Below are 14,862 nucleotides of genomic sequence, written 5' to 3' on the forward strand. Positions count from 1 at the left end.
CTGTCGCGCGCATCGTGAGGGTCTACCCCCGAAGTGACGAGGGATTGTCCTGTCGCGGACCCTATGCGGCAGAGTTCGCTTCCTCTCGGAGCAGGTCCCGCACGAACTCCGATATGGGTGTTGGGCGCACATCGTACCTGTCACTGGTGATGGTCATGTCGATCTCCGAGTCGTATCCGTCGAGCGCGGCCAGCAGGTGTGTGACGAACTCGGGCAGGCCGGGGATTGCCTCCCCGACGGGTAGGTGCTCGACGGGCAGGCTTCTGCCCAGCTCATCTTCGAACGCCGCGACGACGTCGCGCCAGGTCAACGGCGTCGGTCCGCCGACCACGATGGTTTGGTCCCGCGCCTCAGGGTGGGTCAGAGCAGCGACGGCATAGGCCGCGACGTCCGCGGACGCGACGAACGAATGCTTGCGTTGCCCACTGCCGATGAGCGTCACCGGCCGGTTCGCTTGTGCCGGCCCGGCCACGACGAGCGGGATCAGGAGATCCATGAATGTCGCCGGCTGCAGAACAGTAGATTCGAGGCGACTCTCCCGCAGGCGCTGCTCTGTGGCACCCTTCGCCGCGAGAATCGGCATCGGGTGGTTCGGATGCGCTCCGAGCGCGGAGATGAACAGGAACCGTTTCACATCGGTCACTTCTGCGGCATGGATGAGGTTCTCGTTGCCGGCGTGGTCAACGGTTTGCACGGTGTCCGGGGGCCGTCTGCCGGCTGCGTTCGCCGTTGTGATCACGGTTTCGACCCCTTCGCACGCCAGGAGCAGGGATTCGGGGTCCTTGAGATCGGCGGCGACGTGCTCGACGTCACCACGGTCGGTACGGGTCGGCCGGGAGTCGGTGCGCGCCACGAGGCGGAGCCGCTCGCCACGCTCGAGCAGACGATCGACGATCTGGCCGCCGAGCGCGCCGCTGGCTCCGACGATGAGAATCATGATTGCTCCTTGCTGTGAGGGGGTGCCGCCAGGACGCTTCGCACGCCCTGATCCGGCCCTTCGCCGGACATGTCGACGAGTTCGAGGTACAGGGTCGCCGACTGGATGCTCTGCGCGGGGATCTCGAACAGGATCACTCCTCGCATGTCGAAGAGTTGCGCGTCCGCGCGGGCTCCTGTCATGACCCACTCGCTCCAGACCTGTGAACCGTCCACGGTTGCGCGCGTCACGGCAGCGGTGATGTCCGGTACACCCGCGAAGATCTGAATCCAGTTGCTCCGCACCTGGTCCCGGCCGACGAATCCGCGGTCGGGATGTGCTGGCGTGCGGTTGCGATAGTCCTCCGCGAAGCAGGCGACGACGGCGTCGATATCGTGCGCGTTCAGTGCAGCCACGAGTTTGTCCAACACGCCGAGTGAGTTGGAGAACCCGTTCATGATGAACCCCACAATCCGATACAGTAAACTGTATTCAATTCAGTATGGGACGGTAGCATGGCGGACGTCAAGACCCCTCGCGGATACGACTCCCGCGCGCGGCGTGCGACCGCGGCCAAAAACCGAGAGAAGGTGCTCGGCGTCGCGGAGCGCCACTTTCGCGCCCACGGCTATGCCAGTACCACGGTGGCCGCTATCGCGGCTGACGCGAGCGTTTCGCCCGAACTGATCTACAAGTCGTTCGGCAGCAAGGGCGGCATCGTGAGGGCGCTCTACGACCGCGGCCTTGCCGGCACGGGCCCGGTTCCCGCCTACCAGCGCTCCGACGAGATGCGAGAACGCGAGACGGACCCCGCCGACATCCTTGAGCAATGGGGTCGGCTGACCGCCGAGGTGGCAGCGACGGTCACGCCTGTCCGGCTGCTCCTGCGCGCGGCTGCCGCGATGGACCCCGACATGGCCGCTCTTCTGGAGCGCACCGAAGGTGAGCGTCTCGAGCGGATGCGCCATCACGCTGAGTTCCTCGCCGAACAGGGGTACCTGCGGACAGATGTCAGCGTCGCAATCGCCACCGATGTGCTCTGGGCGTGTAGTTCAGTCGAACTGTACGAGCTTTTGGTCCTCCACCGCCGATGGGCGCCACACCAGTTCGCGGCGTTCATCACCGACCTGATGAGGGCTGGCCTGCTCCCCCGTTGACCACACCAGTTGGGACCGCGCCCCATTCAGGACGCTGGCTGTCCGGTGCCATTCGCGCATGTACGGCCCACACGCATCCCCAGAATGCGGGCAGGCACTCCGCCGAGGAGAGGTCGCCGGTTCGTCCCGTTGGGCAACTGTTCCGGTTTCGCTCCGAGGATTGAGCGGCATTTGCAAGGGCCCAGCGCTTCTCGGCCAGCCGCGTGACGCAGCCGAAGAAGGCGGTCCGCCCTAGACAGTCCCGGGCGGGAGCATCGGCGCACCCGGGGTCGACAGGCCTGCTCGTACGAGACCACATCGAACAGTATCCATGTCGTTGGCAGCGCTGCAGGCCACCCAATCCACGCATTGCTCCCACCTCTTCGCAGGCGGTCCTGACCGGGCACGCTAATCGACCCGTTTCCGATCGCACTCGGCTTCGGCGGAGCCTTCAGCTCCGCGCGGTCAACGCGCGTCGCGCCCTGGCGTATCGAACCGAAAAGGCACTCCGTTCCGGAGCCCTCGCTCGGGACGACGATCGCGCCATATCGGCCGTACGGATCGCGGCTATCGATGGCTGGCACCAAGGAGCAAGAGTTCGATCAGATCCGCAAGCACACGGATCAGGTCTTCGGGTTCATCCTGTGCAACAAGTTCAGCTTGACGACGGAGACGATGCTCGAGCGGGCCGAGCGCCTGTGGAGCAACTCCGAGCGACACCTGAGTCCGAACATCATCGTCTCGATGACCGAGGGATTCATCATGCCGTCCACAACGACCAAGATGCTGTTATCTCCCATCGGCGCGACCCACGTCTCATTTAGGGAGGACCCGATTCTCGGTTTCGCGGCGTTGGTTCGAATGCTCAATCTCGCCTACTCCGACGGCCGCACCGTTCCCACATCTGCGTTCGACCGCTATCTCGCGAATACGGCAACAAATCCAGCTGACGTCCGAATCAGGCCGTTGCAGCAGCCGACCCACGGGTGACTCATCGCCGCTTAGGGCAGCGCTTTCGCGCTTGGTGCACGTTGAACGCGCCACTTTCGTGCATCGCCCGTTTACGGATCCGATCGCGGCGAGGTGTGAGCCTGTCGCGTACGCTCTCGGCATGGAGCCGTATACGCCCGTCGAGCTCGCGCGACTCCTCGGGTACAGCAACGAGGCGCGCCCAGGGCTCGTGGTGCGCAATTACCTCCGGGTGACCTACCCCGATCACGTGAAGAACTCGCGGTGGGAGCTGACCGAAGCGGAAGCCACCGACGTGCTGGCGAACGTACCGAGGGCTCAGTTCGGCACCGACTCGTAGCCTCTCCCGCGACGTGCAAGTTTGGCGAGCGCCGTGGCGGTCCAGCGGTTGCGGGCCGCCGACGATCCGAGGTCAAGTGCCACGCGCGGCAGATGTGACAAGGGTGAATCCCCACCTCGCCCCGCGCTGGATACCTGCATTGGATGCGGCGGAGCACGCGCGCGGCGCTGATGGGCGTCGGATAGGGGTGTTTCTGGCAGGCGGGCATCGCCGCTCCCTTCGAGTGAGGAAACGACGCGCTCCGACCTAGTCTGCCGACCGACGTCTGAGCCTGCGGCTGTATCAAGCCCGGCCCTGCGGGATGCCAGTTAGGACTTACACCGCGACAAGCATGCCCGAACTCGTTCTCGACCCGCAATGGCAACCCGACCGCGGAGCGTCAGCGCCGGGTGGGGAAGCCGATTGTCGAAACAAGCCCTGCGCCACCAAAGGACACACCGCTCGCGAGGGTTCCCGCCTCGGGCAAAGCCGGATGAGGATCCAATCCGGGTGAGCGTACGCGTTCCTCGGGGCATGCTCGGCTGCATGAACAGAATACAGATCGACCGCCGATCAGGACCTCACGTCGCAGCGTGGTGGGTTGCTGCGGGTCGGGGTTCTCGATGCGAATATCACATCGGTCAGTGTTGGACGGTAGCGCGCCCCGCGGTCCAGACTCGCTGACCGATGCCGGCCGGCCGGTACTCGTAGTGGCGGGCGCTGCCGACGGCTCCGACGACATCGGCCTTGTGGCGCACGACGGCGCGCACGGCATCCAGTGCCGGCGGGCAGATGTCCAGCGGCTCGCGTTGCGCGGGGTTCTCGAGCACGGCACGGAGGGTCGAGTAGTACGCCGTCTTCATGTCGGCGGAGATGTTGACCTTCGCGATGCCGCGTTTCACGGCCGCAGAGACCTCCTCGTCGACGGCGCCCGAGCCGCCGTGCAGCACGAGCGGGATGCCGACGGCGTCGGTGACGCGCTCGATGATGTCGAGCTTCAGCTCCGGCACAAAGCCCGGGGGATAGACCCCGTGCGCGGTTCCGACCGCGACCGCCAGCATGTCAACGCCGGTGGCCTCGACGAACCGCCGCGCCTGCTGGGGGTCGGCATAGACGAAGTCCTTCATCTCCTCCAGCGAGCGGGGGTCACGCGGCCCGATGGTCCCGATCTCGCCTTCGACCGAGACGCCCACGAGGTGCGCCATCTCCACGACTTTCCGGGTGAGGGCGATGTTCTCTTCGAACGGCAGCAGCGACCCGTCGATCATCACGGAGGTGAAGTCGTGGCGGAGCGCCGCCGCCGCCTGCTCGACGGTGGCGCCGTGGTCGAGTTTGATCGCCACGGGCACCGATGACGCCGCCGCCATGGCGAACAGCGACGGGAAGAACCGGTCTCCGATGAACTCCCAGTCGTCGGGGTGGATCAGCAGTATCACCGGCGCATTCACCTCTTCACTGGCGTCGAGCACGGCCGTGAGCATCCCGAAGTCGCTGATGTTGTACGCGGGGACCGCGAAACCGTTCGCGTACGCAGGCGCGACGACGTCGATACCGGTGAGGAGCATGGTGGATTCCTTCTGTTGGGGAGTGTCAGGCCTTCACGGCGCCCGCGGTGATGCCGCTGACGAACTGGCGTTGGAAGAACAGGAAGAGGATGAGGACGGGCAGACTCCCCAGCACGCTCATCGCCATCATCTCGCTCCACTGGAACGAGTGCTCGCCCATGAGGAGCTGGATGCCGACCGGGACCGTACGGTTGGCCTGGCTCTGCGTGAGGGTCAGCGCGAAGAGGAACTCGTTCCACGCGACCATGAAGGTGTAGGCGCCGACGGAGACGATGCCCGGTCGGGCCGCGGGCACGAGAACCTGCCACAGGGCGCGGAACGACGTGCCGCCGTCGACCTTCACCGCCTCGTCGAGCTCCTTCGGGATCGTGTTGAAATAGCCCGTCATCATGAGGATCGCGTAGGGGATCGTCGCCACCATGTAGGTGAGGATGAGCGCCCAGAGCGAGTCGTAGAGACGCAGCCACACGACGAGCCCGAAGTAGGGGATCAGGAGCGTGATGGGCGGGACGGCCTGCACGGAGATGATCAGCGTGTTCACCACGCCCTTGAACGGGAACGAGAAGCGGCTGAGCGCATAGCCCGCCATGATCCCGGCGAAGAGCGTGAGGACAACGACGGCCAGCGCGACGGTGTAGCTGTTAAGGAAGAAGCGGAGCTTCTCGGGGTTCGTGAAGATCCCGATGTACGCGTCGAGGGTGAAGACCTCGGGAAGGAACGTCGGCGGGTACTGGAAAATCTCCGTGTTGGGCTTGATCGAGCTCAACAGCATCCACAGGGCCGGGAAGCCTGCGAAGACGGCGCCGAGCGTGAGACCGATCGCCAGCCCGATCTTCTGGAAGCCGACCGAGCGGCTGCGCGTTGCGACGGCGGACATGTCAGTCCCTCGCTTTCTGGTGCCGCACATAGAAGAGGGCGACGATCGCCGAAATCAGAAAGAGGATGATCCCGCTCGCCGACGCGAGGGCGAACTCGCGCTTCGAGAAGGCGAGGTTGTACGTGTAGGTCGCGATGGTCTCGGTTGCGTTCAGGGGCCCGCCGCCGGTCGCGAGGAAGATGATCGGGAACTGCTGGAGGTTCCAGATGAAGTCGAGCATCGCCATCGCCAGGATGATCGGCATGAGCTGCGGGATCGTGATGCTGAAGAGCCGTGCCCGCCAGCCCGCCCCGTCGATCGCGGCCGCCTCGTACAGGTCGCTCGGGATCCCCTGCAGCCCAGCGAGGAGACTGATCATGAAGAACGGATAGCCCGCCCAGATGTTGATGAAGATCACCGTGCCGAGCGCGAGATCGGGGTTCGAGAACCACTCGACCTTCGTGGTGATGAGGTTCAGCGACTCGAGTACGAAGTTGACGACGCCGTTGGGGTTCAATAGCAGCTGCCACAGGATCACGACGATCGACGCGGTGAACACCCACGGGAGGATGTAGACGGCGCGCAGGAGCGAGGCCACCAGCCGCGGAAGCAGCGCGCTGTTAAGCATCAGGGCGAACGCGAGGCCCAGGAGGAGATGGAACGTGACGGAGGTAAGGGTGAAGATCAGGGTCTGCCCCAGCGCCCGCTGGAAGATCGGGTCGCCGAGCAGGGTGAGGTAGTTCTGGATCCCGACGAACTGCGGGTCGCGCACCATGATGACGTTCGAGAGCGTCGAGTACGTGAGGACCATGGCCACGGGGACGGCCATCATCACCAGCATGACCACGAGCGTCGGCGACATGTAGCCGTACGCCGTCAGGGTGGTCCATCGCCTCCGACGTGAGCGCGCGGCGCTGTGAGGCTGCGGCGCCGTCGGCGGGCTGATGGTCGTGGTAGCTGTCATCGCTCTTCTCGCAGACATTCGGACGGTCGGGAAGCGGCGTGTGGGTGCCGGCGTCGACGCCGGCACCCACACGAGGTGTTATTTGCTGAGGACGTCGGTCCAGTAGGTCTGCAGTGATTCTTGCGTCTGAGCCACATCCGCGTCGCCCTGGAGGAGCCGCACGAGGTTCTCGTTGAGGTTGCGGTTCAGGTCGAGCGCTCGGGGCAGACCTTCCAGCTCGGTCACGAACTCGCTGTTGGAGTACACGTCGAAGGCGGCCTGGTACAGCTCGTCGCCGTCGACGAAGCCGGGGACGGCGTCGATGTTGCCCGGGAAGCCGGTGGCCTCGGTCGCGAGCTCGGAGTTGATGTCCTCGCTCACAAGCCACTGGATGAGCTCCCACGCCGCATCCTTGTGCTCGCTGTTCTCGGCGATCCCGAGTCCCCAGCTGGCGCCCGCGATGCCCGACGACTCGCCGGCCTTCGCTGGAACGGAGGCGATCGAGAAGTTCAGATCGGGGTTCGACTCGCGGATGCCGGCGATGTGCGCCAGCGAGCCGATCATGAACGCGTTGCGGCCTGCGGTGAACTCCTCCACCTTCTGCTGCTCCTGCTGCGTGAAGGCGCCCGGGGTGACGTATCCCCCGTCGTACTGGCCCTTCAGGAACTCGAGCCACTCGGCGATCTCCGGGGTCTCGAAGTTCGCCTGACGGTCGTTCAGCATCCGGTCACCGGACGACCAGAGCCACGACTGCGAGTCGAACCCGGCCGGCGACTGGACGTTGATGGGGAGCGACCACGCGTAGACATTCTTATCGGGGTCGGTGACGGCGGCGGCCGCCGCATCGAACTCGTCCCACGTGGTCGGCGGGGTGTCGATGCCAGCCGCCTCGAGGAGGTCGGTGTTGTAGTACATCGGGTAGGCGAAGTTCAGCGCGCGGACCATGTACGTCACGCCGTCGATCTGATCGTTGCTGACGAGCTGGGCCGGGTCGAAGTCGGCGTCTGCCATGAGGGCGCTGAGGTCCGCGATCGCGCCCTGGTCCTGCAGGTCGTACACGCTCGCGCCGTTGATGGCGACAATGTCCGCGAGGGTGCCGGTCGCGGCCGCGGAGGTCTGGAGGTCGACCGTCGCCGAGTACGGGTTGGAGATGAGGTTCACCTTGATGCCCGGGTGCTCCTCCTCGAAACGGTCCATCAGGCCGCGCATGACCCCGGGGCTGAGCTCGACCTCCCACCACTGGCTGAAGTCGAGCGTCACGTCTCCGTCGCCACCGGACGTGCCACCGGCCGAACATCCTGAGAGCACCAGGGCGGCTGCTGCGCCGGCCGTGATGAGAGTGACAAATCTACGGTGCATCGGGTTTCTCCTCTTTGAGAGATGTCAAACCAACGAGAAAGGATCGAAGGTGTCGCCACTGTTCCGCGGCGCATTGTGACGATAGCCGGAAGAATTCGGAAGTACAAGCCTTTTGTATGGATTCGTATCAAAACTCGATGCGGGGGCGCGGTGGCGCGCGTCTTCCGGACGGGCGCCAGGGTGTGCCGTCAGCGGACCTCAGGCGAGGATGAGTTCCGCGCCGCCGGCGCGAATGGCGTCCTGCGTGCTCTCGGGCATGTCGGAGTCGCTGATGACGGTGTCGAACTGCGAGACGTTCACGACCTTGTGGCGGTCGCGGGTGAACCACTTCGTCGAGTCCGCGAGAAGGATGCGGCGCCTCGACGCCGCGATGAGCGTGCGCTTGGACTCGGCAATGTCGAGCGCCCCCTCGACGACGTCCTGATCGGCGTCCATCCCGCCGGCGCCGACGAAGGCGACGTGCGCGATCTCGCCGTCGAGGCCCTGCTGCCGTGGCGATCCGACGGTGGCGGCCACGCCGGACACCAGGCGCCCGCCGAGAAGGCGCACGCGGATGCCGCTCACGTCCATGAGGGCGAGGGCCACGTTGATCCCGGGCGTCAGGACCTCGAGGTCCGAAACCGCGGGCAGATGCCGGGCGAGCGCGAGGATGGTCGTCCCGGAGTCGAGGATGATCGTGGAGTTGTCGGAGACGAGCGCGGCCGCCGCCACGGCGATCCGCTGCTTCGCCTCGACGTTCTGCGTCGATCGGGCGTCGAAGCCCATGAGCGGCGTCTCTGACATCGTGACCCCGCCGTGCACGCGAGTCACGCGGCCCTGCCGCTCGAGGATCTCGAAATCGGTGCGGATGGTCACTTCGGAGACATTGAGCTCTTCGGCCAGATCACGGGTCCGCGCGGTTCCCCGCTCGAAGACCGCGGTCATGATCGCTTCGCGACGTTGAGTTGAATGCACGGTTCAGAGAGTACACGTCGACGCAAGGAAACGAAGGTGATTCGTAAGAATTACCAACCGGCCAGGTGCGCGGACGGACGGGCGCGTGGCCGCCTAGGACGACGGGACGGTGTCGCCGATCGCCTCGTCCATCTCCCGGTGGGACGTCACTGCCAGACGCGTCGCACCGGGCATGTCCTCCGGGCGCGGCCACCAGCCGATGCCGGCGCCGGCGATCGCCGCGCAGCCGCGCGCCGCCGCCTCCGCCACCGTCGACACGTCGATCGGCCCGGTCGCGAGCTCGAGCTTGGCCTCGCGCCATCGGCGCGAACGCAGCCCCCCGCCCGTGAGGACCGTCGCCCCCTCGGCACCCGAGATCGAGCGGACGAGCGCGCTTCCCTGGTTGGCGAGGAGCACGTAAGCATCGATAAGGTCGCCCCACGCGTGCGCATCGCGGGGGCCGTCGACGTGCAGACCAGCTTGAAGGGCCGCGAGATCCGCGGACGAGAAGGAGGGGTCCCGTCGCGGCCGCGCCGCCCCCATCTCGAGCGTGGCGCGGTCGGCGTCGCTTCCGTCGAGGAACGTCCGCATCGCGAGGCCCGGCCGCATCCGCTCCCACACCGCGAGGGGCGCGCCATCGGATGGCCAGAACTCGAAGGACAGATCGGGATCGCGCTCGAGATAGCCGATCAGCTCGTCCGCGCCGAACCCTGCTGTGGCCGAGAACGCCGAGATGATCGCCTCACCGGTGCCCATCGAGTCAAAGATGTCGCCCACGCGTACGCCGGAGCCCACCGCGGCTACCGGGTGATCATGGCCGGCGATCACGACACGGGCGCCGTCGTCGAGACGCAAGGAGCGTGCGACCGCGCCGCGCGCCGGCGCGCCGAAGCCCGGCGGTCTCACCTCGGGCAGCTCGACGTGCGCGAGCCCGGCCGACGCCCAGAGCTCCGGGATGTACCGGCGACCCACGAGATCGTATACGCCGCTTGTGGCAGCGAGCCCCGCCTCCTGCCACACCTCGCCCGTGAGCTGGTAGGCCAGCGCGCCGCACAGGCCGGTGAACTGGCCGCGCGGAACGTCGCGGCTCGTCGACTGGACGTGCCCCAGCTTGGCGACAGTCGAGGTCGTGCGCAGGTGGCGTGCCGTCAGGTTGCGGAGGCGCTCAGCGCCGAACCATTCTTCGAGCGTCGCCACCACCTTTCCTCCTCGGTCGTCGTACCAGGAGGGGAAGTCGATCGGCGCGAGGGCTTCCCCGGTGACGACGGTGCCCACCTCGCCCATCGACGTCAGACCGACGGCTGCGATCGAATCCCCCCGAAGGGTGGACAGGACGTCGCAGGCAGCGTCGAGCATGTCGAGTACGGGGAAGTCGTCTCCGACCGCGGTGCGGCGCAGTGGCGTGTCAACGGCTTCGAGCGCGACCATTTCGCCCTCGCGACTGTAGGCGGCGGCCTTAATGCGGGAACTTCCGAAATCAATCCCGATGACGACCTGTGACATGAGCCTGATCTCCCTGGGAAGTGAAACTAAAACAAGCACCTTTACTTTCGTTCTGTTAGCATAGCTGTCCAGTGCGGAAGATCTGCGCTGAGCAACGACGATGTTCGAAACTGAGAGGTACCGATATGACACTGTGCACCCTTCGCGAGGTGCTCGATCACGCCCGCGCCGGCAGTTACGGAGTCGGCGCGTTCAACGTGACCGACATCGAACAGGTGGAGGCTGCCCTCGACGCCGCGGCGACGACCAACTCGCCGATCATCGTGCAGACGATCGCCGGCGCATCGGCGTTCGCTTCGGACGAGCTGTACTGGGACCTTCTTCTGCGCACCGTCGACCACTACCCGCAGGTGCCCGTCGTGGTCCACCTCGACCACGGCCCCGACTTCGAGACATGCAAGCGAGCGATCGACGCCGGCTTCTCGAGCGTCATGATCGACGGCAGCCTCGACCCGGTCACCCACCAGCCCACGAGCTTCGAGGCCAACGTCGCGGTGACGAAGAAGGTCGTCGCCTATGCCCGCGAGCGGGGCGTGTCGGTCGAGGCGGAACTCGGCACCATCGGCGGCTCGAAGGACGGCGCGACGCACGCGGAGATCGTCCTTGCTGACCCCGACGAGGCGGCCCGTTTCGTCGCCGAGACCGAGGTCGATGCTCTCGCGGTTGCCATCGGCACCTCTCACGGCGCCTACAAGTTCACGAGCCCGCCGGACGGCACGGTGCTGCGCATGGACCTCATCGAGACCATCGCCGCGCGCATCCCCGACACGCACCTCGTCATGCACGGATCGTCGTCGCTGCCCGCGGATCTGCGAGAAATCATCAATGCGCACGGCGGCCAGCTGCCCGAGTCGTGGGGTGTCCCGGAACCCGAGAAGGCCCGCTCCACCCAGCTCGGCGTGACCAAGATCAACCAGGGCATGGACTCGCATATGGCGTACGCCGCCGCCATGCGCGTCGCGCTCGCGGCCGACCCGCTGGCCGCTGATCCGGCGCCCGCCGCGAAGGCCGGCCGGGCCGCGATGTCGGCGATGATCGCCGAGCGAATGGCCGTCTTCGGCCAGGCCGGGCGCGCAGCGGACTACGCGCCGACACCGATGCGACAGGTGGCCGCGCTACCACTGGCCTGACCCGCCGCGGAAGACCCGCCACCAACGAGGCCCACCTCCCGAGCTCAAATCGCACGCGGGAGGTGGGCTTGTCGGCGTTCGAGCGGGGTGGAGAGTCGTGACCCGCGCGTTCTCTCCCTTACGCGGCCGGCCGGCGTGATAGTCCGTCGGCAGTCGCGCGGCGGTTATGTGATCGCCGATGTCGGTACACCCGCAGATGATTGCGCGATGCCGAAATCTCGCTCGCCGTTGGGCTCCTCTGCCGTGCCTTATGCGAGCCATCGGATGCTCGAGGAGGCAAAGCAGGACCTCTCTCGCGACCCCGACGAGATGTTGAACGTCGACCGTGTTGCGTGGTTCGTCGAAGGCACCAGGAATCTCCGAATGTGCGTCTCGCCGTACTCGGCACCCTCCGAACGCGCAGTATGACCGGCGCCGAGACTCCTTCGGCGGTGGTCGCGGTCCTCCTCGCCGCAATGGCGATTCTGGCTAGCTCCATAGCCTCACTATCGGACTTGGGAGTCGCGATCGCGGGGGTCTTCGCCGTCGGTAGCCTCAGCAGGTTCGGGTTCAGCTCGCTGTATCGGCGCGCATCCTCCTCGCCATCTCCATCATCTCGGGTGTCGGCTGGCCGATCGCGAAGATGTTGCCCTCGCTGTCACTGAACCACGCACTGCGCTCCCCGCCGAGCTCGGCGATTCCGTCGACGGTCTTCAGACCAGGCATGTCGTAGTCGTGGAAGACGACCCCGCGCGTGCGAAGCGCCGTCGTGTCACGATCGATGTCGTCGGTCACCAGATTGAACGCGGTGTTCTTGGCCGTACCCGCGAAGTCGGTCCGGTAGACCATGACCATGGTGCCGCCGACGTCGTAGAACAGCGAGCCGCCTTCGTTGTCGGCGTAGACCGGGTCGCGCCCGAGGACGTCGTGCCACCAGGCCTTCGCTCGATCGATGTCCGCTGCCGGAAGGACAGCCGTCGCCATCAGATTCTCGAACATGATGATTTCCAGTCCGGAGGCGTTGTCATCCCCGTGCCGGCCCAGCTCAGCGCATCGGCGATTCGGGCGCGCGAACGTGGCCCCCGCCCGGATTGTAAACCCGCATCCGGGGCCGCGGTAGAGGTATGCAACGTCGCCGGGTATTACGTCAGGTCGACGGTCGGCGAGTCCGCGTTGTTCTTGACGGAGGCGATTCCGTTTTGCGCTGCCGCCTTGGTGGTGTAGCCCTCCGAGGTAGCAATAATCTCCCCGTTGCCAGCCTTCAAACGGAAGCGGAAGTCACCCGAAGAACCCTTGTACAGCTCAAATTTCCCAGCCATCACTCGCTCCAATCAGTGGCGTCGGACTGACGCCACGTCGACAGCCTGGCGGAAGGTGGGCGGCCCAGCAACGGTACAACTATCTAGGCGCCGATCGTGCACGCCGCCATGTCTCGCTCATCCGCCGTGGACCCATGGCCCACGGAATGGCGGCGGCATGACGATGCGGTCAAGATTGGGGAAGTTCGAGTGTCCACATGCGGGGCATTGCCATCCATCCGGAACATCACGCATGACGACTCCGCACTCCGGACACCTCTGCTGCTCCGCCACGTCGAAGAGAAGAGCCTCGCCTTGACCGCCCTATCGGCGGCCCCAGCTTTCTCGGTACGTCGGTCGGAACGGAGGCGGCGCCGGGTCGGCTCATGATCCGCGGGGTGATGCCGTCGACGCGGAGGGCGTCGCGCGTGGCCAGGCCGATCGCGCCGGAGCCGAAGATGACGCGATGCGTCGCTCTTATCGTCGCGCCGACAGGCTGGGCGTAGATGTCTTGGCGACCGGCTGCGGCATCATGAACCGCAGCATGAGCCCGGCGAGGAGGGTGTAGACGAACGCGCCGCTGGCCCCGAAGACGATGATCTGCTCCTCCACTTTGACCCCGATCAGGGTGGTGACCGTCCATCCCAGCGGCCACAGCGCGGCGGTGACCGGAAGCCAGAGCCAGCGGAACCGGGTGGTCGCAGGCAGCGCGAAGGTCTGGACAAGGCCCACGATCAGGCCGGTGACCAATCCAGCGAGCGCGAGGGCGCCCAGCGACGTCTGGTAGCCGACGGCGAGCGTGCCGACAGCAAGCCCGACGCTGAGTCCGACCGCGCTTGCGACCGGCCAGGAAACCAGCGAAAGGCGGCCACGGGAGAGCAGCGCCTGCGCGAACCCGACGATCAGCCCCACAACTGCTCCCCCGACCAGGGCAGAGAAAATGTCGTCGACCCGACCCACGATCGCGGTGCCGAGGAAGCCTGCGATTGGAAGGGCCAGAAAGCTCAGCATCCACATCAGCATGTCGCGGAGGAACGGGGCGCGGATGCGCGTGGCGGTCGGTGATGGGGTCTTCGCGGCGGCGGGTGTCGTAGCCATCTTCTGGTGCTCCAAACGGTTAGTGTACTATGTACGTGAGCCGTAACGTACGCCGTAAACAAACTGAAAGTCAAGCGATGCCAGAAAAGAAGTTCCCCGTTCAGAATCGGCCTCGCCGGGTACGCAGCTCCGTCACCTCTGATGAGATCCTGCTGGCCGCGGAGCACGTGGCCCGCGCCGGGTTCGACGCATTAACGATGCGCGCCGTGGCCACGCAGATGGGCGCGTCCCCGATGGCGCTGTACCGGTACTTCGCCACCAAGGACGAGCTCGTCGACGCGATGCTGGATCGGGTGTTGGGCCGGATCGACCTGGCGCCGCCGACGGATGACTGGCTGGCGGATCTGAGCGCATTCGCTACCGCCCATCGGGCAGTGCTCTCTGGTCACCCATGGGCGATCGTTCCGCTGTTCACGCACTCCAACCCTGGCGTGAACGCGACCGTGATCGGAGAGACCGCCTTGGAGATTCTGGCGCGTGGTGGCATCACTGGCAGCGATGCGGTGGCGATCTTCTGCGGCATTCTCGCCCTGAACTACGGATGGTTCGCGTTCAGCACCGCCCGAGACGCGACTCGGGCATCAGTGAATTCGGAGACCGTGCTGGCCGCATCCCTGTCGACTCTTCCCGCGGACCGGTTCCCGCTCACCCTCTCCGTCGCTGACGAGCTCAGCAACTACGGCAGCCACGCGCATTACGTGGTTGCGCTCCGCCAGATGATCGCCGGCGTGGCGCTAGCGGCCGACACGAAGTAGCGGAACAGGGAGCCCACCTCCGCAGGCTCCCCTGCTTCATTCTCGCGAGATCGCCTGGCGTGCGCGCTGGTCAGCCTCTGTTGCGCCCAGTCGCGCACCCTTC

General features: G+C 66.0%; 16 protein-coding genes. 5 read left to right on the plus strand and 11 right to left on the minus strand.

Features of this window, described 5'->3' with window-relative positions:
• Positions 1-61 precede the first annotated feature (61 nt).
• The gene (locus tag QZL85_RS06145; protein ID WP_295574943.1) at positions 62-937 is read right to left on the minus strand and encodes an SDR family oxidoreductase; all 876 of its coding nucleotides are present in this window, start codon (positions 935-937) and stop codon (positions 62-64) included.
• Positions 934-1,374, minus strand: a complete 441-nt coding sequence (locus QZL85_RS06150; protein WP_295574945.1) for a nuclear transport factor 2 family protein — start codon at positions 1,372-1,374, stop codon at positions 934-936. Before QZL85_RS06150 ends, QZL85_RS06145 begins: the two co-directional genes overlap by 4 nt.
• Positions 1,375-1,431: 57 nt before the next feature.
• On the opposite strand from QZL85_RS06150, the gene QZL85_RS06155 reads away from it, so the two are divergent.
• The 3 genes from QZL85_RS06155 to QZL85_RS06165 all read left to right on the plus strand — a co-directional run bounded on the left by QZL85_RS06155 (position 1,432) and on the right by QZL85_RS06165 (position 3,361).
• A complete protein-coding gene (locus QZL85_RS06155; RefSeq protein ID WP_295574948.1) occupies positions 1,432-2,073 on the plus strand; it encodes a TetR/AcrR family transcriptional regulator in 642 nt (213 codons plus the stop codon).
• A 552-nt stretch (positions 2,074-2,625) separates the two neighbouring features.
• A complete protein-coding gene (locus tag QZL85_RS06160; protein WP_295574950.1) occupies positions 2,626-3,042 on the plus strand; it encodes a hypothetical protein in 417 nt (138 codons plus the stop codon).
• A 121-nt stretch (positions 3,043-3,163) separates the two neighbouring features.
• Positions 3,164-3,361: a hypothetical protein gene (locus tag QZL85_RS06165; RefSeq protein WP_295574953.1), complete on the plus strand. Its 198-nt coding sequence runs from the start codon at positions 3,164-3,166 to the stop codon at positions 3,359-3,361.
• A gap of 620 nt (positions 3,362-3,981) precedes the next feature.
• Here the strand turns inward: QZL85_RS06165 and QZL85_RS06170 are convergent.
• The 6 genes from QZL85_RS06170 to QZL85_RS06195 form a co-directional block, all read right to left on the minus strand.
• Complete coding sequence (locus tag QZL85_RS06170; RefSeq protein ID WP_295574956.1) at positions 3,982-4,905, minus strand: ketose-bisphosphate aldolase; 924 nt, start codon at positions 4,903-4,905, stop codon at positions 3,982-3,984.
• Positions 4,906-4,930: 25 nt separating this feature from the next.
• Positions 4,931-5,782, minus strand: coding sequence for a carbohydrate ABC transporter permease (locus tag QZL85_RS06175; protein WP_295574959.1), 852 nt, complete (start codon positions 5,780-5,782; stop codon positions 4,931-4,933).
• A gap of 1 nt (position 5,783) precedes the next feature.
• Entirely contained in the window at positions 5,784-6,725 is a 942-nt protein-coding gene (locus tag QZL85_RS06180) for a carbohydrate ABC transporter permease (protein WP_295574961.1), read from the minus strand.
• 78 nt (positions 6,726-6,803) lie between these two features.
• Positions 6,804-7,964: a sugar ABC transporter substrate-binding protein gene (locus tag QZL85_RS06185; protein ID WP_295574964.1), complete on the minus strand. Its 1,161-nt coding sequence runs from the start codon at positions 7,962-7,964 to the stop codon at positions 6,804-6,806.
• A 297-nt stretch (positions 7,965-8,261) separates the two neighbouring features.
• On the minus strand, positions 8,262-9,017 hold the full coding sequence (locus QZL85_RS06190; protein ID WP_295574967.1) for a DeoR/GlpR family DNA-binding transcription regulator: 756 nt from the start codon (positions 9,015-9,017) through the stop codon (positions 8,262-8,264).
• 93 nt (positions 9,018-9,110) lie between these two features.
• Positions 9,111-10,631 (minus strand): FGGY family carbohydrate kinase, encoded by a 1,521-nt coding sequence (locus QZL85_RS06195; protein WP_295574970.1) that lies wholly within the window; start codon positions 10,629-10,631, stop codon positions 9,111-9,113.
• Here QZL85_RS06195 and QZL85_RS06200 point away from each other — a divergent pair.
• Entirely contained in the window at positions 10,625-11,629 is a 1,005-nt protein-coding gene (locus QZL85_RS06200) for a ketose-bisphosphate aldolase (protein WP_295574973.1), read from the plus strand. The two genes, QZL85_RS06195 and QZL85_RS06200, sit on opposite strands and share 7 nt — an antisense overlap.
• Positions 11,630-12,178: 549 nt before the next feature.
• Here QZL85_RS06200 and QZL85_RS06205 read toward each other — a convergent pair.
• The 3 genes from QZL85_RS06205 to QZL85_RS06215 all read right to left on the minus strand — a co-directional run bounded on the left by QZL85_RS06205 (position 12,179) and on the right by QZL85_RS06215 (position 14,004).
• Entirely contained in the window at positions 12,179-12,607 is a 429-nt protein-coding gene (locus QZL85_RS06205) for a VOC family protein (protein ID WP_295574977.1), read from the minus strand.
• A gap of 143 nt (positions 12,608-12,750) precedes the next feature.
• Positions 12,751-12,927, minus strand: a complete 177-nt coding sequence (locus QZL85_RS06210) for a YegP family protein (RefSeq protein ID WP_295574979.1) — start codon at positions 12,925-12,927, stop codon at positions 12,751-12,753.
• A gap of 456 nt (positions 12,928-13,383) precedes the next feature.
• Complete coding sequence (locus tag QZL85_RS06215) at positions 13,384-14,004, minus strand: hypothetical protein (RefSeq protein ID WP_295574982.1); 621 nt, start codon at positions 14,002-14,004, stop codon at positions 13,384-13,386.
• A gap of 77 nt (positions 14,005-14,081) precedes the next feature.
• On the opposite strand from QZL85_RS06215, the gene QZL85_RS06220 reads away from it, so the two are divergent.
• Positions 14,082-14,759, plus strand: a complete 678-nt coding sequence (locus QZL85_RS06220) for a TetR/AcrR family transcriptional regulator (protein ID WP_295574984.1) — start codon at positions 14,082-14,084, stop codon at positions 14,757-14,759.
• The last annotated feature ends 103 nt before the right edge of the window (positions 14,760-14,862 follow it).

It is taken from the genome of uncultured Microbacterium sp., from assembly GCF_900078385.1.
GTDB lineage: Bacteria > Actinomycetota > Actinomycetes > Actinomycetales > Microbacteriaceae > Microbacterium.

Coding starts and splice junctions, on each gene's coding strand:
- QZL85_RS06175 (WP_295574959.1), bottom strand. CDS start 5,782: ATGTCCGCCGTCGCAACGCGCAGCCGCTCGGTCGGCTTCCAGAAGATC.
- QZL85_RS06160 (WP_295574950.1), top strand. CDS start 2,626: ATGGCTGGCACCAAGGAGCAAGAGTTCGATCAGATCCGCAAGCACACG.
- QZL85_RS06155 (WP_295574948.1), top strand. CDS start 1,432: ATGGCGGACGTCAAGACCCCTCGCGGATACGACTCCCGCGCGCGGCGT.
- QZL85_RS06215 (WP_295574982.1), bottom strand. CDS start 14,004: ATGGCTACGACACCCGCCGCCGCGAAGACCCCATCACCGACCGCCACG.
- QZL85_RS06200 (WP_295574973.1), top strand. CDS start 10,625: ATGACACTGTGCACCCTTCGCGAGGTGCTCGATCACGCCCGCGCCGGC.
- QZL85_RS06145 (WP_295574943.1), bottom strand. CDS start 937: ATGATTCTCATCGTCGGAGCCAGCGGCGCGCTCGGCGGCCAGATCGTC.
- QZL85_RS06210 (WP_295574979.1), bottom strand. CDS start 12,927: ATGGCTGGGAAATTTGAGCTGTACAAGGGTTCTTCGGGTGACTTCCGC.
- QZL85_RS06150 (WP_295574945.1), bottom strand. CDS start 1,374: ATGAACGGGTTCTCCAACTCACTCGGCGTGTTGGACAAACTCGTGGCT.
- QZL85_RS06180 (WP_295574961.1), bottom strand. CDS start 6,725: ATGACAGCTACCACGACCATCAGCCCGCCGACGGCGCCGCAGCCTCAC.
- QZL85_RS06220 (WP_295574984.1), top strand. CDS start 14,082: ATGCCAGAAAAGAAGTTCCCCGTTCAGAATCGGCCTCGCCGGGTACGC.
- QZL85_RS06205 (WP_295574977.1), bottom strand. CDS start 12,607: ATGTTCGAGAATCTGATGGCGACGGCTGTCCTTCCGGCAGCGGACATC.
- QZL85_RS06165 (WP_295574953.1), top strand. CDS start 3,164: ATGGAGCCGTATACGCCCGTCGAGCTCGCGCGACTCCTCGGGTACAGC.
- QZL85_RS06170 (WP_295574956.1), bottom strand. CDS start 4,905: ATGCTCCTCACCGGTATCGACGTCGTCGCGCCTGCGTACGCGAACGGT.